Raw genomic sequence first — 21,446 nt, forward strand, 5'->3', positions numbered from 1 at the left:
AAGATCAGTGCTGGCCACTTATTAAAGAGGTTGAATCGTAACGACACCATCGTGAGACTGAATTTTCATCAACTCCGAAAGTAAGACGCTCATGCGATCATAGGTGTCGATATCCAATCCTTTCCACAACTGAACTTTCTTCACTCGTTCCGCAGTTGCTTCGTGGGTCACAAAACCTTTGCGAATTTTAAGTTGGTAGTGCGTCTGTGGATCTTCTTCATCAATTTTGAAATCGATATTGGAATTTAGAATTTTAGTTAGTTCTTTCGCTCTCAAATAAGCTCGTCCCGCGCGAACAAAGTGACGTTCAAACTTATCAGCAATATCTTCTGCCGTAAGAATGATGTCCTCTTCCTCTTCTTCACTCGAAGAGTTCGCGTCTTCAAATTCCGCCAACAGTACCAATTTATCCGAAGAAGTCTCTTCGGATTCAATCTCTTCTTCCAATTCTTCTTCAACAAACTTTTCTTGGCGATCCCACCAGATGCCTAAAGCCAGGATTGAACGAACCGACGTAAATGTGTATGGCTCCAAGCCATGACGTTCGCAGAATAAGGCAAAGCCTTCTTTCACTAAGTCTGCATCAATCGGTTCAAAGAAGATGTTGTCGTGGAATTCTGCTGATGCCAAACAATCCGCAAGATTACGAACCGAATCGAACACCATCGCGCTTGAAAATGGTCCCACGCAGAATTCTTCGTCTTGTTCAAAACTCAGATTGCTGAAATCGCGATTGAAAAACACAATTCCACGCGCGCCAACTTTTAAACTGATGTTGTAGCGCGGATCAAGACGTTTGATTTCGTCCGTCTCTAACAATGCCGCCTCAAGAGGGCTACCGCACACTGTAACTTGCAAATCATAAACTTGCGTGAGCATTTCAAGTTTGCGCGGATCACGATTTTTCTGTCCACGGAAATAACTATTCACGCGAGACTTCAGAGAAGTCGCTTTGCCGACGTACAGAATTTCATTCCATTTACTAACCATACGATACACGCCTGGTTGATCAGGTAATTCTAAACGCTTTTCTTTGGGTAAAGGATATTCGTACTTTGTGCGCTTCGCTTTCGGAGTATCCTGCATCCACACCGATAGATCATCAAAAGTATGAATGCCCTTTTCAGCCAGGGCACCGACAAGCCCTTTCCAAATCACACGCGTCGCCTCCACTTGATGTGCGGAACGTTTTAAATCACCAGACGGTAATCCAAAATATCCAGCCAAGCCTTTAATTCCACGGGTCGGAAGATTCGGTAGCAAGCGTTTCGCAATTTCGTGAGTACACAAAATCGGAAAAGGCATTTCTCGTTGAAGCTTTTCATAAGCATCAGCCAAAAATGGTTTTTCAAATTGCGCAAAGTGAATCACACAGTGATGGTCTTTATATTTTTCTTCGATGTTCCCAAATAAATGTTCGGCGGAAAGAGCCGTATCAAGATCTTCAGTGAAGATCCCAGTGATCATCTGAATGCGGTAAGGAACTTTTTCGCCTTCAGGCAAAGCCACGATTGAACTTTCAATCTCGCTGTCCAAAGTCGACCACGCCATCTCTAAGATATGCGCGCCACTTTCAGGCTTAGCGCCCGTTGTCTGAAGATCAAGAAAGAATAAAGGAAGTTCATTAAGCTTCATTGATTACTTCCTCCTTAGCGGGCTTCATGGCCTCGATGCTTTTCCAGAAATCAGTAACATCAGAAATAATTTTTTGCGAGACTAATTCTTGCGGAGACGTTTCAAACCAACCCTGCGGCATCGTCTCTGAATAAGTGCTTTCCAGGAAGCGAGAATCCATCAAAACAATCAGACCCTTATCATTTTCAGAGCGAATCACACGCCCTGCTGACTGAATCGTTTTTGCCATTGCTGGATAAACATACGTGTAATTGAAGGCCACATTTTTTTCGTTCTTCTTTTCAAAGTATTCGCGAATTTTCTCACGTTCGAAATCGAAAGTCGGCAAAGCCGGCCCAATAACAAATGCGCCAATCAACATATCCCCAGGGAAATCCACACCCTCAGAGAAAACTCCGCCCTGCACCGCTAACAACAACGTTGGTAGATCGTTGTTCTTCATGAACGATAAAAAGTCTTCCACTCGCTGCGCTTTCATATCCCGTTGTTGCACTAAGCGCTGATAGAAACTTTCACGTAGATGCTTTTCTACATCCTTCATAAATTCAAAACTAGGAAAGAGGGCAATATAGTTACCCGGCTTCACCGCCATGATCTTTTCCATAGCCTGCGCAATCTTCGGCGCACTAGAAGCACGTTCACGATATTTTGTAGAGATCTGCGGAATTAAAATGATTTTGCGATGCTCACGCGGAAACGGCGATACAAACTCTAAACACTGCGTTTCTTCCTCTGGCAAACCCAGCAACTTCGAAGAAAACTCGAAAGGCTTCAGTGTCGCAGAAAAAGCCACGACATTCTTAAAAGACTTATAGACTTCATGCAAGTGTGCTGAAGCATCACAACAAGTCACCTTCAGTGTTTCGTTCTCTTCACCGAACATGCGACCGCGCTGATAGGTTTGAAAGAACTCTTCCCCACGCAGCTCAAGCGCTAAGGCAAAGTCTGACCAAGTGTTTACCAAACGCAAAATGCCATCTTGATTTTGTATCTCAACATCCGCTTCAAGATATTCAGATAAAAAATCACGCAGACGCTTTTCTAAATCAAAGATCGGATCAAAATCAATTTCCACAATACGCGATTCACCACGATATTCTTCAATCAAGGTTTGTGCTTCTTTGCAAAACTCAAGCGCACGCTTGTAAAACTGTGGTGCCACCTTTTTCAACGAATCTTCTAAATTACGCAATTCACGCGTCGATAAGGACGGTGAAAAATAATCCTGCGCACGTGAAGGCAAGTTATGGGCTTCATCAATCACAAGATTGGCTTTTTCCGAAGGTTCCAATAAAGGCTCACTCAACCGACCCACTAGGCTTCGCGTAGAAAACACATAGTTATAGTCGGCAATCACAACATCGGCACGCTCGATAGCTTCAACAGAAAGTTCGAAGGGACAAACTTGATATTCCTCACCCAGCTCCCGTAATTTTTTCTGACTTAAAGAGCGAAGTTTAGAAACCTTATTAACAAGGTCATTTTCCGCAACCTTCTTATAATAATCCTTCGCAAATTCGCAGTACTGCGGATTACACAAAGGTTCATTCTTAAAACACATCTTACTTTTTGCGGTAATTGTTAAAGGACGAACATTCGCACCCAATTCCTGCAAGCGTTCAACCGCTTCTTCCGCCACTTGATGTTGGGAATTCTTAGGCGTGACATAAATCACCTTCTGTCCACGCGCCAAAGACTCTTTCAACGAAGGATAAAGCACGCCAATTGTTTTTCCTAATCCCGTCGGCGCTTGAATTAACATCCGCTTTTCAGAAGTAAAACCTTCTTCAATAGCAGCGATGAGTTCTGTCTGCCCAGGGCGCGGCGATGAAAATGGAAATTGTAGGTCGCCAGAGATCTCAACGCGTTTTTTGAAGAGCTTTTCGCGCATCTTTGTTTCTTCAACAAGTTCCGCTAAACGTAACGCCATCCATGCTTCGTACTCTTCGATATCAAGATCAAAATACATCTCTGACATCTTGAAGTTGCGCGACGACACCAAAAGCATTTTCAAATCCGGAATTTCCCCGGTTTGTTTATAATAAATGTAACCGTAAGTGCGCAGCTGCCACACGTAAGGATGATTTTCATCTGTCGCAAGCTTGCGTTCTAATGATTCAATATCGAATGCTGATTTGATTTCTTCGATCTGACAAGAATGGCCTTCGACCACACCATCGGCGCGACCTGAAACCACAAAGATGTATTGCTCACGTGTGAATTCCATCTTCAACGGCTTTTCCGCTGTGTAACCCGGAACTTCACGAATGCGTTTACGTTGAATGTTTTGATGAATCTCGACACCCAATTGCGGTAACTGACCATAACCAGAATTTGCTTCGATCGAACCCACGCGCGGACATGGCAGCGCAAACTGACGAATATCAAGGTGAACTTTTCTGGTTGCGGTTTTCTTTGCCATCTATTCGTCGATCTTAAAACTCAATTGGTCACCCGGTCGCTGAAAATGCTCAGCGCTAAGAGTGAATTTCTTTTCATTTAATCCATATTTACGAGTGTAGACATCAAAGACCTGTGCCAACTGATCCGCACGCGGCCCTTGTCCACGCATGCGCGAACCAAAATTAGCGTCGTTCATCTTGCCGCCACGAATATCTTTAACCGCGTTCACGACTTTATCTTTACGCAGCGGACGATGCACTTCCAACCATTCTTCAAATAATGGCGCCACCGCCAACGGCAATCGCAACGGAGTGTAACCAGCTGAATACGCACCGGCGTCACGAGCCGCCTTCAAAATCGCAGGCATTTCATGATCCGTTAAACCCAAAATCACCGGCGCAACATTCACACCCACTGGCACACCCGCATTGGCTAGCATCTCAATCGCTTTTAAACGAGCTGCGGGACGCGAAGTGCGCGGCTCTAATACCTGAATGAGGTCGTCATCCAAACTTGTTATAGAGATGAATACGCGAATGCCATTGTAAGCCGCCATCTCTTTCAAAACATCAAGATCACGCGTAACAAGAAAGTTTTTAGTAATAATCGCACCAGGATTTTTAAATTTCGCAAGCACCTGCAAACAGCCACGTGTCAGTTCCATCTTGCGCTCAAGTGGCTGATAGCAATCCGTGATGCCACTCATGACAATAGTTTCCGGCTGCCATGACTTTTTCATCAATGCTTCTTCAAGCAACTTCGGCGCTTCTTCTTTCACGAAAATTTTTGATTCAAAATCAAGACCTGCGGAAAATCCAAGATACTCATGCGTGGGACGCGCATAACAATAAATGCAACCATGCTCGCACCCACGATATGGATTCACCGAGTACGTAAAACCAATATCCGGCGAATCGTTCTTCGTTAAAACAGAACGAGACGTGTCCTTCAAAATTTGCGTTTGAAGGCGCGGCTTTTCTTCTTCTAAATAATTATCGAAATCCTGTGGCTCGGCTTCGTACTTGAGAGAATCGAATCGATTGGGAATATTACTGCTAGCGCCTCGGCCTCGGATGTCTTTGCGAAATTCGCGACTCATTAAAAGCAGTATCGCATATTTGCCTAATTCCCGTCGGGAAAAATCAAAACGAGCGCTGCGCTGGACCTAAACAAAACATCGGGAAAACCGCTGCCAGAGCGGGTTTTAAGCGACTTCAGAAAATAAAAAAGCCCAAGTCGTTAAACTTGAGCTTTTCTTAGAAATCATTTGATTGGTTCCAAAATTATTTTTTTGGAAGGCTCTCAGCAACTTCGATTTTCGCTCTTGCACGAGTCCATTCTTTTTGGAACTCAGTCCAGTCAGCATCTGTGATCACTTCGTTAAGAACGTGTTTCTCAGATTTGTCTAGGTACTCTTTCGTCGCAACAAGATCGATTTCTTCCGGCAGATCAGCAATATTAGCTAGAACATTCACGCCTTCAGGACTTACTTGGCAATATCCCCAGCTGATAACAGCTTGGTTTTGCTTTTCTTGACCTTTAAGTCTCCATTTCATCACACCAATACCTAGTGTAGTGATAAGAGGCGCGTGACCAGGAAGAATATTAAGTTCCCCTTTAAAACCAGGAACAGTCACTTCTTCAACCTCTTGGTCGATAAGAAGACGACGCTCTGGAGTCACGATAGTCAGTTTAAACATAAATCACCTTTTCCAAAGCGGCCGTTAAGCCGCTTCATGAAAACGTAGTTCGTAAGAACTACGCCTGCAACTTCTTAGCTTTTTCGATAACGTCTTCGATAGTACCAACAAGGTAGAACGCTTGTTCAGGAAGAGCATCGTGTTTACCGTCAAGGATCTCACGGAAACCTTTAACAGTGTCTTTGATATCAACGTATTTACCAGAAAGACCAGTGAACTGCTCAGCAACGAAGAACGGCTGAGACAAGAAACGTTGGATCTTACGAGAACGTGATACAACCAATTTATCCGCTTCAGACAATTCGTCCATACCCAAGATAGCGATGATATCTTGAAGTTCACGGTAACGTTGCAACAATGCTTGAACGTCACGAGCGCATTTGTAGTGCTCTTCACCGATAACAGTTGGATCCAAAAGACGTGAAGTAGACGTCAATGGGTGAACCGCTGGGAAGATGGCCATAGCTGCGATATCACGGTCAAGATTTGTAGTCGCATCCAAGTGAGTAAATGTAGTAGCTGGAGCTGGATCCGTGTAGTCATCGGCTGGTACGTATACCGCTTGAACTGACGTGATCGAACCTTTTTTAGTTGATGTGATACGCTCTTGAAGAGCACCCATCTCAGTCGCCAATGTTGGTTGGTAACCTACCGCTGAAGGGATACGACCCAACAACGCAGAAACTTCGGCACCCGCTTGAGTAAAGCGGAAGATGTTATCAACGAAGAAAAGAACGTCTTGGTTTTCAACGTCACGGAAGTATTCAGCAACTGTCAAACCAGTCAAAGCAACGCGTGCACGTGCTCCAGGTGGTTCATTCATTTGACCGAAAACTAGAGAAGTCTTAGCCAATACGCCAGATTGTTTCATCTCTTGCCACAAGTCATTACCTTCACGAGTACGTTCACCAACGCCCGCGAATACAGAGAAACCACCGTGCTCAGTAGCGATGTTACGGATAAGTTCTTGGATAAGAACTGTCTTACCTACACCGGCACCACCGAACAAACCGATTTTACCACCCTTAGCGTATGGAGCCAGCAAGTCTACGACTTTGATACCAGTCATCAACATTGCTGCAGCAGTTGCTTGGTCTTCGAATTTAGGAGCAGTTCTGTGGATACCCCAGTGTTCTTTTGCGTTTACTGGACCTTGTTCGTCGATTGGTTCACCAACTACGTTGATGATACGACCCAAAGATTCACGGCCAACTGGAGCTGTGATTTGAGTGCCCAATACTTTAACTTTTTCGCCACGAACTAAACCTTCAGTTTGGTCCATAGAGATAGTTCTTACAACGCCGTCACCCAAGTGCTGAGCAACTTCAAGAACTAGATTGTATTCTGCTTCAGAGATAAATTTATTTGTTACGCGAAGTGCAGAGTTGATCGCTGGCAATTCACCGCCTTCGAATTCAACGTCCACTACGGGACCCAATACCTGTTTTACTTTACCGAATGCCATTATTCAGCTCCCTATTTAAGCGCTTCCGCGCCCGATACGATTTCAGTCAATTCTGTAGTAATTTTTTCTTGTCTCAATTTGTTGTATGTAAGAGTGAGCTTGTTGATCATCTCTTTTGCGTTGTTTGTCGCGTTTTCCATCGCGCTCATACGAGCACCATGTTCACCGGCAACAGACTCCGACATACATCTGTAAACTTGAAGATCGAAATGCTTCTCTAGCAATTCTTTGATGATTTGCTCAGGAGCTGGTTCGAAAATCATATCTACTGCAAATCCACCCGCAGTTTCAGCTTCAGTGTTGAAAGTTGTTTTACCCATATCGATAGGCAAAATAGTTTCGCACACTACAACTTGAGAAATTGCAGATTTGAATTCATTGTGAACGATACGAACTTCGTCGTAAGCGCCCTCAAGATAATCAGTCATCACGCGATTCGCCACTTTAGAAGCCAACTCGTAAGAGATGTCTTTATCAAGCTTCGTGATGTAATCAACCGGCTTGATGCCTCTTCTTTGGAAGTAATCGTGACCACGACGACCGATGAACAAGAAATCAATTTTTTCAACAGAGTTCTTGTTCTCGTTATAGTAGTTCTCAGTAAATTTGTTGATATTGCTGTTGAAAGCGCCGCAAAGACCGCGATCAGAAGTAATAACCACAAGCAAAACGTTCTTTACTTGTTCTTTCTTCTCCATCAACGGATGCGAAACTTTGTTAGTCACAGCGATATCCGCAATCACCTTACGCAAAGTCAGAGCATAAGGACGCATATTAACGATGTTATTCTGCGCCTTTCTCAACTTCGCAGCAGACACGAGCTTCATAGCTTTCGTGATCTGCTGGGTGTTTTTAGTGGACTCAATTCGAGCCCGGATATCCTTCAAGCTTGCCATTTAAGCACCAAACTATTTGTTAGAAGGTTGGAAGATAGCTTTGAACTCTTCAAGAGCTGACAACAACGCTTTTTTAGTATCGTCGCTGATCGCTTTCTTCTCAGAAATCGTTTTGATGATGTCAGAGTGCTTGTTTTTCAAGAACTCAATCATCTCAACTTCGTAGCGTTTTGCATCTGTCTCTGGGTAGATATCGATGAACGCGTTTGAAGCTGCGAAGATCATAACGATTTGTTCTTCAACTTTTACTGGTTGGTATTGTGGTTGTTTCAAAACTTCCACAAGACGACGACCACGAGCCAACTGTTGTTGAGTCGCTTTATCCAAGTCAGAAGCGAACGCCGCGAATGCTTCCATCGCACGGAACTGAGCAAGTTCAAGTTTCATAGAACCCGCAACTTGTTTCATCGCTTTGATTTGAGCCGCACCACCAACGCGCGATACTGATTTACCTACAGAGATCGCTGGACGGATACCTTTATAGAACAAGTCTGATTCAAGGAAGATCTGGCCGTCAGTGATAGAGATAACGTTTGTTGGGATGTAAGCAGAGATGTCACCCGCTTGTGTCTCGATGATTGGCAATGCAGTCAATGAACCGCCGCCTTTATCTGCAGACAATTTAGAAGCACGCTCAAGAAGACGGCTATGGCAATAGAACACGTCGCCTGGGTACGCTTCACGTCCTGGAGGACGACGAAGAAGAAGAGACAATTGACGGTAAGCTTGAGCTTGTTTCGTCAAGTCATCGTAAACGATCAAAGCATGTCTGCCAGTATCACGGAAGTATTCAGCCATTGCTGTACCAGAGTAAGCAGCAAGGTATTGAAGTGGTGCTGGGTCAGATGCATTGGCAGCGATAACAGTTGTGTACTCAAGAGCACCAGCTGCACGCAATTTTTCAACTACTAGAGCAACAGTCGATTGTTTTTGACCGATAGCTACGTAGAAGCACTGAACGTTTTGACCTTTTTGGTTGATGATAGTGTCAACCGCGATAGTCGTTTTACCAGTTTGACGGTCACCGATGATCAACTCACGTTGACCACGACCGATTGGTACCAAGGCGTCGATAGCTTTGATACCAGTTTGAAGAGGCTCTTCAACTGGATGACGGTAAACGATACCAGGAGCTTTAGTTTCAACGATACGAGAGTGAGGAGTATTGATTGGGCCGCGACCATCAATTGGGTTACCAAGAGCGTCTACAACACGACCAAGAAGTGCTTCACCTACTGGTACAGAAACGATTTTTTTAGTTCTTTTAACAGTGTCGCCTTCTTTGATTTGGCGATCTTCACCGAATAGAACGGTACCAACGTGACCTTCTTCAAGGTTCAAAACCATTCCGTATACTTCACCTGGGAACTCAACAAGTTCACCAGCCATTGCGTTTTCAAGACCATAGATACGGGCTACGCCGTCACCTACTGAAAGAACGCTACCTGTTTCACTTACTTCAATCTTTTTATTGTATTGATTGATTTGCTCTTTGAGAACGCGACTGATTTCGTCAGCACGGATTGTCGTTTCCATTTTTAGTTGGCTCTCCTGTTTAATTCTTCATTTAATTTTTTAAGATGAGTTTCGATGCTGTCATCGAATGTCCAGCCGCCAATTTGTGCGACAGCGCCGCCCAAAAGCTTCGGATCTTGTTGATAAGTAAGAACGATTTTTTTGTTCAATACTTTTGCCGCTTTCGCTTCGATCTCTTTTTGAGCTTCAGCAGAAAGAGGTTGAGCTGAACGAACAACTCCACGAGTAACACCTTCTTCGATATCCAAGTAACCTTGGAATGCTAGAGCGATCTCTGGAAGAAGTTGAATTCTGTTTTTTTCTGCAAGTAGAACAAGTGCGTTCATAACTTCTTCAGAAAGACCTTTACCTGCGAATGCAGCTTTAACCGCAGCAACTTTTTGGGTCGCTGTGACCATAGGGTTTTCGAAGTAAGCAGCAATAGTTGCGTCTGTTTTAAACGCGTCTGCAACAGCTTGCAATTCTGCAAATGCTTTTGCGTGAACACCCTTCTGTTTTACAACAGCAAGAAGGGCTTTCGCATATCTTCTTGATACTTCATTTACTTTCATCGGTTTACTACCTCGATGTGATTGATGAACTCTTTTTGGAGCTTCTGTTGATCAGAAGAACCGATGTCTTTAGTTAGAACAGTGCGAGCTGCTTCAACTGAATCATTCAACAACTGAGTGCGAAGCTCGTTTTGTGCGCGAGCTACTTCAAGTTTCACAGTCAACTCAGCTTCGTCTTTGATACGTTTAGAGACTTGAGCTGCTTCGTCTGCGATTTGTTTTTTCAAATCGTCAGCGTGATCTTGCGCTTTTTTCAATTGCTCTTGGCGAGTGTTATCCAAGTTTGCAATTTTGCTTTTGATATCAACGAATTCTTTTTCAGCTTGTTCACGAGCAAATGCAGATTTTTGAGCTGCTTCCAAGTAAGCTGTTTTTCTTCCCGCGAAGAAAGAGATGATTCCGTCTTTAGTGAAATAGATGATACCGGCAACCAAAATCACAACGTTGATCAATTGATAGATCACTGTTTTTGGAATTTCGATATCGTGATGACCGCCACCGTGTTCAGCCGCAAGAGCTAAAGCTGGAGCGATAAAGATAAGAAGGTTTACGATAACTTTCATTTTTTACTCTCTTATTTACCCAACAATTTAGATGTAATTGCCAAAGCTACAGCTTGAGTTTGAGATTTCAATTCGCTTGCCGCTGCTTGAACTGCTGTAGTGATTTTTGTTCTGTTGTCAGAAACAAGTTTCGTCGCTTCATCACGCGATTTAGTAACAACAGATTCATACTGTTTGTTCGCTTCAGCTTTAGAAGCATCGATGATTGCTTTTGTTTCAAGATTCAATTCACGTAGTTTAGATTCGTACTGTGATTGAAGTTCTACGGACTTTGCTTGGTATTCCAAAGCTAAGTCTTCGCCACCCTTAGTTTTTCTTTCTCTTTCTTCAAGAGCGTGGGCATAAGGTGCAAAGACAAACTTCGTAAGAAATAGCAATGCAATCGCAAAGAAGACGAATTGAATGCCTGCGGTTGTGTTAATCCCTAATTGTCCAAAAATGTCCATTTGATTGAAATCCCTACTGATTTTTTGAGCTTCGGAAGTAACATTTCCGCGCTGAAAAGGTCAAGGTCATTCTATACAGGCATTTAACAGGTTAACTTAAGTGAGAATGTTGCCTAAGACTTAGGCATGTAGGACGCACCCTCAAATACGACGCCTTCATCGATTCTTAAACTCGGCGACGTTACGGTGCCTTTAAAGACAGCCGGCGGGTGCATGATAACTCTGCGACGGGCAAAGAGATTTCCCTCAACCCGGCCGCTAATAATAATAGTATCAGCCTCAATTTGGGCAGCCACAGCGGCGCCCTCATTGATAATGATGGTATCTTTAGTAAAGATTTCCCCTTTAAAGTCACCGCCAATTTGTACAGTGCCTTCGAAGCTGAGCTTTCCTTCGAAATGTGTACCCTGATCAAGGATTGCCGTCACATGACCTGAAAGTACGTCTTCTTGAAAAGCTTCGGGAGTTACTATTGCCATCCTTCTTTCAGCCTATCTACTAAGTTAGTTAATTCATCATCAGAATAGAAGTGAATGCTGATTTTACCTTTTGAGCCGGAATAATCAATGTTCACTTTCGTACCCATGATTTTTTGTAGCTCTTCGCCAAGGCCGCTGATGAGTCTTTGCGTCACGTTTGAATCAAATGATGTCGGAACATCATCTTCTTCCGCCGTACCTTTAACGATTGCTGAAACCATCTTTTCTAGTTTACGAACTGCGATTTTTTCTTTCGCAACTTTTTTTGCTAGTTCAGTTTGTTTCTTTTGATCAGGCAAAGAAAGAAGTACTTTCGCATGACCTACAGAAAGTTCATTTGCAGAAATCATGTTTTTCACTTCTTCAGGAAGTGCCAACAAACGAACCGCGTTCGCTACAGTCGCACGATCACGACCTACTTTTTCAGCTACTTGTTGTTGCGACAATTTGAACTCAGAAATAAGGCGTGAATAACCTTCTGCCTCTTCAATTGGATTCAAATCTTCACGTTGAATATTCTCAACGATTGCTAACTCAAGCGCTTGCTTGTCGTCGTAAGATTTCAAAATCACTGGGACTTCATGTAACCCAGCAAGTTGCGATGCTCTCCAACGACGTTCACCCGCTACGATCTCCAATTTTCCTGATGGAGTTCTGCGCGCAACGATCGGCTGAAGAATACCGTTCTCTTTAATAGATTGAGCAAGCTCTTGTAGAGGCTCTTTTTCGAAAGTTGTACGAGGCTGATATTTACCTGGCGACAATTTATCGATCGCAACTTTCCAAATCTTGCTTTCAGGGTCTACGGGAGGGGCGACGGGTTGAGCAACAGTTGGAATTGGATTCGCAGTAGCGCCCGCAGGTGCAGAGGCACTTGCAGAAGCTGTGTTTGTCGTACTTGCAGCAGCCGGAGCTGCAGAAGGACCTTTAGACATAGGAATTTCAGTGCGAGTGTTTTCACCCAGTAAAGCACCAAAGCCTTTGCCTAGGCCTTTCTTTTTGTTTGAGGATTCGACAGCAGTATCAGACATTTACTTCCCCTTCGTAAGCATTTTGTTTAGGCGCAGGAGCCGCTTCAACCGAAGGTTTTGCTTCTGAACGAGCAATCACTTCTTTCGCAAGCTCAAGGTAACGAACGGCACCGACAGATTTGCTGTCGTATTCTAGGATGGATTGACCATGGCTCGGTGCTTCGCTCAAACGAACATTTCTTGGAATGATGGCGTTGAAAACTTTCTCGCCAAAATGATTTTTAATTTCAGTCACAACTTGATGGCTCAAGTTATTACGCATGTCGAACATCGTTAGAACGATACCTTCGATATGCAATTGCGGATTCAAATTCTTTTTGATTAATCCCGCAGTATTCAAAAGCTGACTCAAACCTTCCAATGCATAGTATTCACATTGAAGAGGCACAAGGAAACTATCTGCTGCATTAAGAGCATTCAGAGTAAGCAAACCAAGCGACGGTGGACAGTCAATGAATACGAAATCAAATTGATCAGCCACTGTTGCAATCGCTTGTTTCAAGCGATATTCACGCTGCGGCATATCAACAAGCTCAATCTCTGCACCAACTAGGTCAGGATTAGCCGTAGAAATTTTTAGATTTGGATTTGCAGTATTTTGAATAGCCTCAGTCAGAGTTTTTTCACCGATGAGTACGTGATATGAGTTAGCATCTTGGCTTTCGTATCTTTTGATACCCAAACCTGATGATGCATTTCCTTGCGGATCCATATCGATCAACAAAACTCTCTTACCCAGAGTAGCCAGCGCAGATGAGAGATTAACCGACGTCGTTGTCTTGCCTACTCCACCCTTTTGATTCGCTATGCAGATCGTTTTTGCCATGATTCCTCCTTGATACAGAAAAAATCCTCCTTTTCAAAAGAAGTGGCAAGAATAAAGACTAGTTTTTCGCACCTCACCTTAGGTTTTTCTGCATTTTTTCCGATGTTCCACGTGGAACAACCACATTTATGAGAATAATCGCCGCAATACTCATTCTTTTTACTCTCGCTGCCTGCAATAAGCCGGATCCAAACCCGGAATTGAAGGACCCGATTTATTCTGACCTTCAAACGAAGCTTGGTGCCGCAACTGCCGCCGTCGAAGCAGAGAAAAAGAAGCTCGAGGGATTCGAAAAGGATCTAGAGACCGTCGTTCCGCAAACTGGGCAAATTAAATACGCGCAGAAGAGAGTCTTTGAATCACAGGCGCTCATTGTGAAACTCGAACAGGAAAAGGCCTACCTAGAACTGAAAATCGAGCAAAGAAAGAAAGAAGCCGCTATTTCTTATCATAAAGCGTTCGCTAAGAAGGAAGAATGGCCGAATCCGAAAGAATATGCCTCATACCAGGCGGAAGAAAAACTCCGCACAGCCAAAAGAACCTGGGACGTTAAATCTCGCATGAAAGAAGCGGGAGTATCGTTCGGACCGAGTGCTGCCGGCGGAGAAGGTAAAGAAGGTGGCGGCGAAGGCGGAAAAGCCGAGGGCGGAGAGAAAAAAGAAGGCCACGGAGAATAAAAAAAGGATGTTCCACGTGGAACATCCCCTATTTCGTCTGATTTTATCTAAATTCGTGTGGAACTAAGCGATTTTCTCTGTTTTAACGACGCCAAATTTAACTGCGCCAACAGGAAGCTTATATTCACCCACTAGCGACGGCGACCAGATCGAGCAAAGCTGACTTGGAATTTCTCCCACTTCAATACCCCATTCCTCACCCTTAAGATGGAATAATTGGCCACCTTTAGGCATGATCTTACGAGCTGCCAAGATCGTACGAGAGATATTAGCGAAACCTCGTGTGATAGCAAACTTAACGGTATTATCGCCCAATGCCTCGACGTTTTTATTCTCTACTGTGACGTTCTTAAGGCCAAGCGTGCTGATCATGTGTTGAAGGAATTCACACTTCTTCTGATCGATCTCTACCAGGACAACTTGAGTTGTTGGTTTATAGATCGCAAACACCAGACCCGGAAAACCATTGCCGCTTCCAAGGTCATAGATCTTATCGATCTGTGGATGAGATTGCGTGATAATTTTAGCAGCCAATAAAGAGTCAGCAAAATGAAGAGCATCCGCCACCAAGATGGTCTTAGCGGAGATCAAATTCACTGTTCTGTTAAATTTAATAAGCTCTTCGTGATAAGTCTTAAGTCGAGTCTTGGTTTCTGGACTTAGATCGGGAAACCATTCATCAATGCGCCAGAATATCGTCGGCGCCTGCTGTTCGTTGTTGTTGTCCATCAACAGAGATCTCCTTAAGCTTTTTGTGACCTTTTAGATGGATCATTATAGCCTGAATCGCTGATGGATTGACACCACTTATACGTTGAGCTTGACCTAAGGTACGGGGCTTAACGCGTTGCAACTTATCCTTCTCTTCATTCGAAAGACCGCGGATTTCTGCATACGAAAGACCCTCTGGAAGCACCAAATCTTCGAGCCTTTTTGACTGATTGATAAGGTCCATCTGGCGTTTTACGTATCCAGAATATTTCACCTCAATTTCAACCGGTTCAGACACATTTGGATCACTGTCCACCGTGAAATTCAGCATTTCAAGGTGCGAACAAGAAACTTCAGGACGACGCAGCAACTCTTCGAAAGACAAAGACTTTGTCATTTCTGGAGTCGGGATTTTCGCCAAGATTTCTTGGGTCTCTTTGGTTGGGTAAACCTTTGTTGTCTTCAATTTTTCGTGGAATTCATGACGACGAGCACGCAAGCTCGCTAGAAGATCCAAAGACTCGTTAGAAACAATACCAATGCGGGCAGCGACCTCACTTAAACGGTCGATAGTATTGTCTTCTCTTAAAACTAATCTGTGTTCTGCGCGCGAAGTGAACATGCGATATGGTTCGCGTGTTCCTTTCGTCACAAGATCATCAACTAAGACACCCATGTACGCTTCATCACGCGCCAAAATAAATTCTTCACGACCCAAAATTGAGTGCGCAGCATTCACGCCAGCGATGAAACCTTGTCCTGCAGCTTCTTCATAACCGGAAGTTCCGTTGATTTGTCCTGCAAGGAAAAGTTGTCTGATCGTTCTTGTTTCCAAGCGATGCCAGATTTGTGTCGGTTCAATATAGTCATACTCAACCGCATATCCATAGCGAACAACTTTGACGTTTTCCAAACCAGGGATTGTGCGAAGGAATTGATCTTGAGTTTCTTCAGGCAAACTTGTTGAGATACCTTGAAGATAAATCAAATCCGTATTCAAACCTTCTGGTTCCAAGAAAGTTTGATGACTTGTGCGATCTGCAAAACGAGTTACTTTATCTTCAATCGACGGACAATAACGAGGACCGACACCTTCGATAATTCCAGTGAACATCGGAGATTTATCCAAGTTCCCACGAATAATATCGTGAGTAAGTTCTGTCGTACGAGTCAGATAACAAAGCACTTGCGGAAGCTTCAATTGCGTCGATGAACGATAGCTAAAAGGATAAACCTTTTCATCGCCCGCTTGAGGAATTGTTTTCGACCAATCGATACTGTCTTTATGAAGACGTGCCGGAGTACCCGTTTTCAAACGTTTCACTTCAAAACCGAATTGCGCCAATTGATCTGATAAACCAATCGAAGCCGCATCACCCACACGGCCACCCGCCTCTTGGCGAAGACCGATATGCATAACACCGTTCATGAAAGTGCCTGTTGTGATGACTGTTGCTTGCGCAAAAATCTCGGAACCGTCTTGTAGAACCACGCCCACGCACAAATCTTTCTCCAAGATCAGGCGTTTTACTTCACCTTGAAGAACTTCAAGATTGGGCTGAGTGAAAAGAGCATTTTTTTGAAAAGCCGCATACAGATGCTTATCGTTTTGCACGCGAGTTCCACGAACTGCGGGACCTTTCGATGAGTTAAGACGCTTGTACTGAATTGTAGTTTCATCAGCCGCGATACCCATTTGACCGCCAAGCACATCCAATTCACGAACCATGTGACCTTTTGCCAAGCCACCGATGGAAGGATTGCAACTCATGTAACCGATGCGATCAACGTTCGTCGTTACCATCAGAGTTTGTAAACCAAGGCGCGCCGAAGCCAAACAAGCTTCGATACCCGCATGTCCGGCACCAACTACGATCACATCAAATTTTTTGTTCGTCATAAGTTACTTCCCGATACAGAACTCTTTAAAAACTCGATCCATGATTTGATCATCGAATCGCTTTCCTAAAGTTTCGTGAATCGCGATGAGGGACTCTTTTAACTCAAGAGCCAAAAATTCAGATCCCATCCCTTGATTCACAACCGCTTGCGATCTTTGAGTGTTTTCAAGAGCACGCTGAAGATTTTCATAGTGACGGGCATTGGAAATAAGAACTGTGTTTTCCACCTGCAAATCCGCGAATTCTTTAACGAGCTCATTGAGCACTTCTGAACGCACCTTTTTATCAAGAGCGCTGACAAAGAACACCCTTCTTGTGAAGAAGGCCTGGGGATCACGGATCTTTTGGAAAAATTTACTGTTTTTAACGGCTTTTTCGACAGTTTCTAGTGGTTTAGACCCACCAATTTTGTCGGTTTTATTAGCCAAAATGAAGGTTTTTTGAGGATCTAAAGACTCCAAAATTTGCAGTTCTTCAGGGCCCATCCCCTTCTCGATATCAAAAACGAAGAACACCACATCGGATTCATTCTGCGCTTCATAGCTTCTTTGAATACCAATGCGCTCAACCAAGTCTGTCGCTTCATCGCGCAGACCGGCCGTATCGACGAACGTGAATTTCACGCCGCTAAATGAAGTATCCCCGTGAATCACATCGCGAGTCGTTCCCGGGATGTCCGTCACGATGGCTCTTTCATCTTCTAAGAAAAGATTTAGAAGTGAAGATTTACCTACGTTAGGAAGACCTGTCAGAACGATGCGGAAACCATCTTTTAACAGACGGCCGACTTTAAACGTTCCTACTAATTCTTTTAGTGTCGCTTCGATTTTTTTAAGACGTTCAATCACAATGGTATTGTCGACAACATCGATTCCTTCAGTCGAAAAATCAATACTGGCTTCGGCGTGCGCCAAAATCCAAGTCATGTCGTCTTCAATTTGTTCAAGCTTGTGGGAAAGCTGACCCTTCAATTGACGAAGAGCTAACTTCGCCGCTTGCTGGCTTTGTGATTCAATCAACGAAAGAACACTTTCCGCCTGAACTAAATCCAATTTTCCATTCATGAATGCACGATAAGTAAATTCACCGCGGTCGGCCGCGCGCGCACCCAGTTGGATCAGTTGATTTAAAATAGATTGGCAGATTAAGGGGCTTCCGTGACAAGAAATCTCGATGACTTCTTCACCGGTAAAAGATTTTCCGTGTTGGAAATAAGTTACCAGAACTTCGTCAATCTCACTGCCATTTTGATTTTTCAAATTACCAAAATAAACTCTGTGAGATTCAGGATGTGCGGGTAAGAATGTGCACAGCTTAGAAACGATCGCGAAAGTTTGGGGCCCACTGACTCTGATAACAGAGATGCCACCCACTCCATGAGGAGTGGAGACCGCACAGATAGTATCTTTGTCACGATCTCCTCTGAATGACATTTAGTGGCCCCTTAAACTTTATTCGTGGTGAGCGTCTTCAGCGCCATTAGCTGCTGAATTGCCACCCTTAGCTGGATAGATTTTGATTTTTTTGTACAAGCCATCACCCAATGAACGGCTTTTGATACGAGGATCTTTAGCCAAATATTGGTGAACAACTTTGCGATCTTTTGGTGGAAGAGCACGGTAATAAACTGATTTACCTTGTTCGATGCAGATCGTTTTCAAATTTTCTGCGCGTTCGATCAATGCATTTGCAGATTCATCACGGTAACCACCGCAATCAACAGTGATGTTTGTTTTATCTTCAGGGAAGTTGTGCTGAACAACGCGTTTCAAGAAAAGTTGGAAAGCATCAAGCATTTGACCTTTTTTATCTTTCAACATTTCTTCATCGGCACCTGAGAACTGAACTGACAATACGGCTGAACCGTCTTCTTCTTTCTCGGAGTTGATTTCGAAAGACAACTCAAATTGTGCTTTCTCGATAATCCCCTCTAGAGTCTTTTGAACAAGTGCTTCAACTTCAGAGTTAGCACCTTTGCTTTTACCGCCGAAAAGCTTACTGAAAAAACCCATTTTATCCCCCATAAAACTTCTTCGTCCCAAATCTTCAGGGACGAAGTTTAATAGTTAATCAATTACGCCTTAGCTGTTTTCTTAGCTTTTACTGGCGCTGGTTTCGATGTGTCTCTCATAATGAAATATTGCTGAATGATACCGAACAATGTGCTCACAACCATGTAAAGTGTAAGACCGGCTGGCAATTGCAACATGAATACAGAGAAAACAAGTGGCAAGAACAACATGATTTTCGCTTGAGTCGGATCCATTGTTGAAGGCGTGATTTTTTGTTGGATGAACATAAACACGGCCATCAAAACTGGAAGAACGTAGAATGGATCATGTGCACTTAGATCGTGAATCCAACCGATAAATGGAGAGTTGTACAACTCAACTGAACTACCGATTACACGATACAACGCAAAGAATACCGGAATTTGAATCAACATTGGAAGACAGCCACCAACAGGATTTGCTCCGTGTTGTTTCATTACGGCCATCATCTCTTGATTCAAGCGCATAGCATCGTCTTTATATTTTTCACGAAGTGCTGCGATTTCAGGTTGTACCTTTTGCATCGCCTTCATTGATTTTGCAGACATCAAGTTGAAAGGCAAAACGCACAAACGAACCATTAAAGTCAGCATGATGATCGCAAAACCCCAGTTGCCAACAAGACCGTGGAAAGCCTTCATGATGTACAACAATGGGCGACCGATCATACCAAAGAAACCAAGATCGATAACGCTTGCTAGTTCAGGATCAACAGACTTCAAGATATCGATTGATTTAGGACCTGCGTAGAATACTTGTGAGAAAACCATTTCCGGTGCGGTTTGCACTGGTTTGTAAGTCATCTCTGCCAAAGCTTTTTTATCAGCTACGTTCGCAGTCACTTTTGCTTCCGGAGTAATTTGCGATTTATCCAAAGCAACCGTTGTGAAGTATTGAGAACCTACAGAGATCAACGGAGAATTCTCGAATGCTTTATCCAAGTTTTCTTTAGCACCGCTGAAGTTTACCGTTTCTGTTTTACCACCGTTGTGACCCACGAAGAAATCTTGATGAGTGTAAGATGGGAACAAGAAAGATTTTGAACCAGAAGCATGAATAGTTTCTGGCAAAAGGATTGAGAAACCTTTTTTGATTTCTTCAGTTGGATTCGTCAAAGTGATCGTGCTTTTGAATGACGAATTCGCAGCATCGAATTGCAAATCTCTTTTTACTGTCATCGTGCCCACTTGCGCAGTACCGATGTAGTGACCCGGAGCTTGCTCTGTCACATTGAAATCAAGAGGCTTATCTTGGCCAGCCAAACGAAGTGCATACAATGAGTAATCATTTGAAACACCAAGTTTGATTTTGTTTTTCTCTTTATCTTCATAGTTATTCACCGTGAAGTCTTTCAAACCCATACCATGATTAGTCAGAGTGAAAGCGACTTTGTCGTTAGAGAAAGAGAAGTTTTGTTCTTGAGTCGTTGTAGGAGCTACAACTTCTGATTTGCTATCCACCGGAGTTGTTGTTGGTGAAGCACCTGGCGCTGGAGTCGTTGCTGTATTTTGAGCAACTTCTGTTTTTGGCTTATTATAGTTTGGATACTTTTTATTTAGATAAGTCTGCCAACCGAAATAAACGACAGCGACTGCGGCGATAGCGATAAGTGTTTTCGGATCGAACAACGATTTATTATCGTTTTGCTGTTGTTGCATGTAGCGTCCCCCCTGGGAGCGGGACCGGATCATATCCATAAGGACCACCCGGTCTGCATTTGCATACTCTTTTGCCGATTAGCCAAAGAGCTTTATGTGTCTTGTGTATTTGGATAGCCTCGAGGGCATAAGCTGAACAGCTTGGCTCGAAACGACATGAACCACCGAGATGAGTAGTTCCAATAGATCTATAAGCCGCGACAAAAAACCAAAGAAATCCTTTAGAGATTTTTTCGCAAGCTTTGCAGACCACGGTCCATAGCTTTAACAAATTCCCCGTGTGCGAGGCCTTTGTAGAAGTTTTCTTCCATGGGTTTAAAGATAATATTGATGTCAGCTTCAAGCGAGTTTCCAGCTTTAAGCATCTCTCTGAAATATTCGCGACTCCAACGTTTCAGCTTATTGCGAACTACAGCACTGCCGACTTTACGACTTGCTGTAACTCCAAAACGCAACTGACCTACTGAGTTCTTCTGATAATTCAGAAGCAACCATTTAGTAGGCCAGTGTCTTTTCCCAGATTGTTTGAGAGCGAGAAATTCAGAGCTGCGCTTAATTACAAGTGGAGAACTATTTTCCACCAGTAGAAACCGTAAGACGTTTTCTACCTTTAGCGCGACGACGATTTAGAACTTCTTGACCAGCTTTAGTAGCCATTCTTGCACGGAAACCGTGAGTAGTTTTACGACGTTTATTTGATGGTTGGTATGTACGTTTCATGACTCTTCTCCTGAAGTTCTTTTAACACGAGTTTTTACGACGCTATTTGACGTCAATTACATCTATATATGTATGCCACAAAGTTGCTGCCAACTAGATACGTGGGGCACTAATTAATCACAATGCAGCATCAAGGTCAACTGTTGAAAACTTCAGCTCCCCTTGTTAAGAGGTCCCAACGCTGAGGGGATGTGCGC

At 43.6% G+C, this 21,446-nt stretch carries 22 protein-coding genes; 1 reads left to right on the plus strand and 21 read right to left on the minus strand.

The annotated features are described in order from the left end of the window. Positions 1 to 21: 21 nt before the first annotated feature. The 13 genes from DOE51_RS18980 to DOE51_RS19040 form a co-directional block, all read right to left on the minus strand. Complete coding sequence (locus DOE51_RS18980; RefSeq protein ID WP_142698090.1) at positions 22 to 1,635, minus strand: exonuclease domain-containing protein; 1,614 nt, start codon at positions 1,633 to 1,635, stop codon at positions 22 to 24. Next, positions 1,625 to 4,057 (minus strand): ATP-dependent DNA helicase, encoded by a 2,433-nt coding sequence (locus DOE51_RS18985; protein ID WP_142698091.1) that lies wholly within the window; start codon positions 4,055 to 4,057, stop codon positions 1,625 to 1,627. Before DOE51_RS18985 ends, DOE51_RS18980 begins: the two co-directional genes overlap by 11 nt. Beyond that, positions 4,058 to 5,137 carry a PA0069 family radical SAM protein gene (locus DOE51_RS18990; protein ID WP_142698092.1) on the minus strand — a complete coding sequence of 360 codons (1,080 nt, stop codon included), beginning with the start codon at positions 5,135 to 5,137 and terminating at the stop codon, positions 4,058 to 4,060. 184 nt (positions 5,138 to 5,321) lie between these two features. Further along, positions 5,322 to 5,738, minus strand: a complete 417-nt coding sequence (gene atpC, locus DOE51_RS18995; RefSeq protein WP_142698093.1) for an ATP synthase F1 subunit epsilon — start codon at positions 5,736 to 5,738, stop codon at positions 5,322 to 5,324. A 58-nt stretch (positions 5,739 to 5,796) separates the two neighbouring features. Then, entirely contained in the window at positions 5,797 to 7,203 is a 1,407-nt protein-coding gene (atpD, locus tag DOE51_RS19000) for a F0F1 ATP synthase subunit beta (protein ID WP_142698094.1), read from the minus strand. A gap of 11 nt (positions 7,204 to 7,214) precedes the next feature. Next, positions 7,215 to 8,099, minus strand: coding sequence for an ATP synthase F1 subunit gamma (atpG, locus tag DOE51_RS19005; RefSeq protein ID WP_142698095.1), 885 nt, complete (start codon positions 8,097 to 8,099; stop codon positions 7,215 to 7,217). Between the two features lie 12 nt (positions 8,100 to 8,111). Next, a complete protein-coding gene (gene atpA, locus DOE51_RS19010; protein WP_142698096.1) occupies positions 8,112 to 9,635 on the minus strand; it encodes a F0F1 ATP synthase subunit alpha in 1,524 nt (507 codons plus the stop codon). Positions 9,636 to 9,637: 2 nt separating this feature from the next. Then, the gene (gene atpH, locus DOE51_RS19015; RefSeq protein WP_142698097.1) at positions 9,638 to 10,186 is read right to left on the minus strand and encodes an ATP synthase F1 subunit delta; all 549 of its coding nucleotides are present in this window, start codon (positions 10,184 to 10,186) and stop codon (positions 9,638 to 9,640) included. Beyond that, positions 10,183 to 10,749: an ATP synthase F0 subunit B gene (locus DOE51_RS19020; RefSeq protein ID WP_142698098.1), complete on the minus strand. Its 567-nt coding sequence runs from the start codon at positions 10,747 to 10,749 to the stop codon at positions 10,183 to 10,185. Before DOE51_RS19020 ends, atpH begins: the two co-directional genes overlap by 4 nt. Before the next feature lie 11 nt (positions 10,750 to 10,760). Continuing rightward, entirely contained in the window at positions 10,761 to 11,195 is a 435-nt protein-coding gene (locus tag DOE51_RS19025) for an ATP synthase F0 subunit B (protein WP_142698099.1), read from the minus strand. A gap of 113 nt (positions 11,196 to 11,308) precedes the next feature. Continuing rightward, positions 11,309 to 11,674, minus strand: a complete 366-nt coding sequence (locus DOE51_RS19030; RefSeq protein ID WP_168196498.1) for a polymer-forming cytoskeletal protein — start codon at positions 11,672 to 11,674, stop codon at positions 11,309 to 11,311. Beyond that, complete coding sequence (locus DOE51_RS19035; protein ID WP_142698100.1) at positions 11,665 to 12,705, minus strand: ParB/RepB/Spo0J family partition protein; 1,041 nt, start codon at positions 12,703 to 12,705, stop codon at positions 11,665 to 11,667. Before DOE51_RS19035 ends, DOE51_RS19030 begins: the two co-directional genes overlap by 10 nt. Continuing rightward, the gene (locus tag DOE51_RS19040; protein WP_210415549.1) at positions 12,698 to 13,531 is read right to left on the minus strand and encodes a ParA family protein; all 834 of its coding nucleotides are present in this window, start codon (positions 13,529 to 13,531) and stop codon (positions 12,698 to 12,700) included. The genes DOE51_RS19035 and DOE51_RS19040 overlap by 8 nt, the downstream gene beginning before the upstream one ends. A gap of 128 nt (positions 13,532 to 13,659) precedes the next feature. Here DOE51_RS19040 and DOE51_RS19045 point away from each other — a divergent pair, with 128 nt between their 5' ends. Continuing rightward, positions 13,660 to 14,208, plus strand: coding sequence for a hypothetical protein (locus DOE51_RS19045; RefSeq protein WP_210415550.1), 549 nt, complete (start codon positions 13,660 to 13,662; stop codon positions 14,206 to 14,208). Between the two features lie 63 nt (positions 14,209 to 14,271). On the opposite strand, the gene rsmG is transcribed toward DOE51_RS19045, so the two are convergent. From rsmG to rpmH, 8 genes are all read right to left on the minus strand, one after another. After that, on the minus strand, positions 14,272 to 14,937 hold the full coding sequence (gene rsmG, locus DOE51_RS19050) for a 16S rRNA (guanine(527)-N(7))-methyltransferase RsmG (protein WP_142698101.1): 666 nt from the start codon (positions 14,935 to 14,937) through the stop codon (positions 14,272 to 14,274). Then, positions 14,888 to 16,819 carry a tRNA uridine-5-carboxymethylaminomethyl(34) synthesis enzyme MnmG gene (gene mnmG, locus DOE51_RS19055; RefSeq protein ID WP_142698102.1) on the minus strand — a complete coding sequence of 644 codons (1,932 nt, stop codon included), beginning with the start codon at positions 16,817 to 16,819 and terminating at the stop codon, positions 14,888 to 14,890. Before mnmG ends, rsmG begins: the two co-directional genes overlap by 50 nt. Before the next feature lie 3 nt (positions 16,820 to 16,822). Beyond that, positions 16,823 to 18,253, minus strand: a complete 1,431-nt coding sequence (gene mnmE / locus DOE51_RS19060; RefSeq protein ID WP_142698103.1) for a tRNA uridine-5-carboxymethylaminomethyl(34) synthesis GTPase MnmE — start codon at positions 18,251 to 18,253, stop codon at positions 16,823 to 16,825. 18 nt (positions 18,254 to 18,271) lie between these two features. Then, positions 18,272 to 18,832 (minus strand): R3H domain-containing nucleic acid-binding protein, encoded by a 561-nt coding sequence (locus tag DOE51_RS19065; RefSeq protein ID WP_142698104.1) that lies wholly within the window; start codon positions 18,830 to 18,832, stop codon positions 18,272 to 18,274. 62 nt (positions 18,833 to 18,894) lie between these two features. After that, the gene (gene yidC / locus DOE51_RS19070; RefSeq protein ID WP_142698105.1) at positions 18,895 to 20,529 is read right to left on the minus strand and encodes a membrane protein insertase YidC; all 1,635 of its coding nucleotides are present in this window, start codon (positions 20,527 to 20,529) and stop codon (positions 18,895 to 18,897) included. Next, a complete protein-coding gene (yidD, locus tag DOE51_RS19480) occupies positions 20,507 to 20,782 on the minus strand; it encodes a membrane protein insertion efficiency factor YidD (protein WP_210415551.1) in 276 nt (91 codons plus the stop codon). Before yidD ends, yidC begins: the two co-directional genes overlap by 23 nt. Then, positions 20,751 to 21,110 carry a ribonuclease P protein component gene (gene rnpA, locus DOE51_RS19080; protein WP_168196499.1) on the minus strand — a complete coding sequence of 120 codons (360 nt, stop codon included), beginning with the start codon at positions 21,108 to 21,110 and terminating at the stop codon, positions 20,751 to 20,753. The genes yidD and rnpA overlap by 32 nt, the downstream gene beginning before the upstream one ends. Beyond that, positions 21,100 to 21,249 carry a 50S ribosomal protein L34 gene (rpmH, locus tag DOE51_RS19085; RefSeq protein ID WP_011166211.1) on the minus strand — a complete coding sequence of 50 codons (150 nt, stop codon included), beginning with the start codon at positions 21,247 to 21,249 and terminating at the stop codon, positions 21,100 to 21,102. The genes rnpA and rpmH overlap by 11 nt, the downstream gene beginning before the upstream one ends. Between the last annotated feature and the right edge of the window lie 197 nt (positions 21,250 to 21,446).

This window comes from Bdellovibrio sp. NC01, assembly GCF_006874625.1.
Classification (GTDB): domain Bacteria; phylum Bdellovibrionota; class Bdellovibrionia; order Bdellovibrionales; family Bdellovibrionaceae; genus Bdellovibrio.

Coding starts and splice junctions, on each gene's coding strand:
- rpmH (WP_011166211.1), bottom strand. CDS start 21,249: ATGAAACGTACATACCAACCATCAAATAAACGTCGTAAAACTACTCAC.
- DOE51_RS18980 (WP_142698090.1), bottom strand. CDS start 1,635: ATGAAGCTTAATGAACTTCCTTTATTCTTTCTTGATCTTCAGACAACG.
- mnmE (WP_142698103.1), bottom strand. CDS start 18,253: ATGTCATTCAGAGGAGATCGTGACAAAGATACTATCTGTGCGGTCTCC.
- DOE51_RS18985 (WP_142698091.1), bottom strand. CDS start 4,057: ATGGCAAAGAAAACCGCAACCAGAAAAGTTCACCTTGATATTCGTCAG.
- atpG (WP_142698095.1), bottom strand. CDS start 8,099: ATGGCAAGCTTGAAGGATATCCGGGCTCGAATTGAGTCCACTAAAAAC.
- DOE51_RS19040 (WP_210415549.1), bottom strand. CDS start 13,531: ATGGCAAAAACGATCTGCATAGCGAATCAAAAGGGTGGAGTAGGCAAG.
- DOE51_RS19065 (WP_142698104.1), bottom strand. CDS start 18,832: ATGGGTTTTTTCAGTAAGCTTTTCGGCGGTAAAAGCAAAGGTGCTAAC.
- DOE51_RS19020 (WP_142698098.1), bottom strand. CDS start 10,749: ATGAAAGTTATCGTAAACCTTCTTATCTTTATCGCTCCAGCTTTAGCT.
- DOE51_RS19025 (WP_142698099.1), bottom strand. CDS start 11,195: ATGGACATTTTTGGACAATTAGGGATTAACACAACCGCAGGCATTCAA.
- mnmG (WP_142698102.1), bottom strand. CDS start 16,819: ATGACGAACAAAAAATTTGATGTGATCGTAGTTGGTGCCGGACATGCG.
- atpD (WP_142698094.1), bottom strand. CDS start 7,203: ATGGCATTCGGTAAAGTAAAACAGGTATTGGGTCCCGTAGTGGACGTT.
- atpC (WP_142698093.1), bottom strand. CDS start 5,738: ATGTTTAAACTGACTATCGTGACTCCAGAGCGTCGTCTTCTTATCGAC.
- yidC (WP_142698105.1), bottom strand. CDS start 20,529: ATGCAACAACAGCAAAACGATAATAAATCGTTGTTCGATCCGAAAACA.
- DOE51_RS19030 (WP_168196498.1), bottom strand. CDS start 11,674: ATGGCAATAGTAACTCCCGAAGCTTTTCAAGAAGACGTACTTTCAGGT.
- atpH (WP_142698097.1), bottom strand. CDS start 10,186: ATGAAAGTAAATGAAGTATCAAGAAGATATGCGAAAGCCCTTCTTGCT.
- DOE51_RS19045 (WP_210415550.1), top strand. CDS start 13,660: ATGAGAATAATCGCCGCAATACTCATTCTTTTTACTCTCGCTGCCTGC.
- atpA (WP_142698096.1), bottom strand. CDS start 9,635: ATGGAAACGACAATCCGTGCTGACGAAATCAGTCGCGTTCTCAAAGAG.
- rsmG (WP_142698101.1), bottom strand. CDS start 14,937: ATGGACAACAACAACGAACAGCAGGCGCCGACGATATTCTGGCGCATT.
- DOE51_RS18990 (WP_142698092.1), bottom strand. CDS start 5,137: ATGAGTCGCGAATTTCGCAAAGACATCCGAGGCCGAGGCGCTAGCAGT.
- DOE51_RS19035 (WP_142698100.1), bottom strand. CDS start 12,705: ATGTCTGATACTGCTGTCGAATCCTCAAACAAAAAGAAAGGCCTAGGC.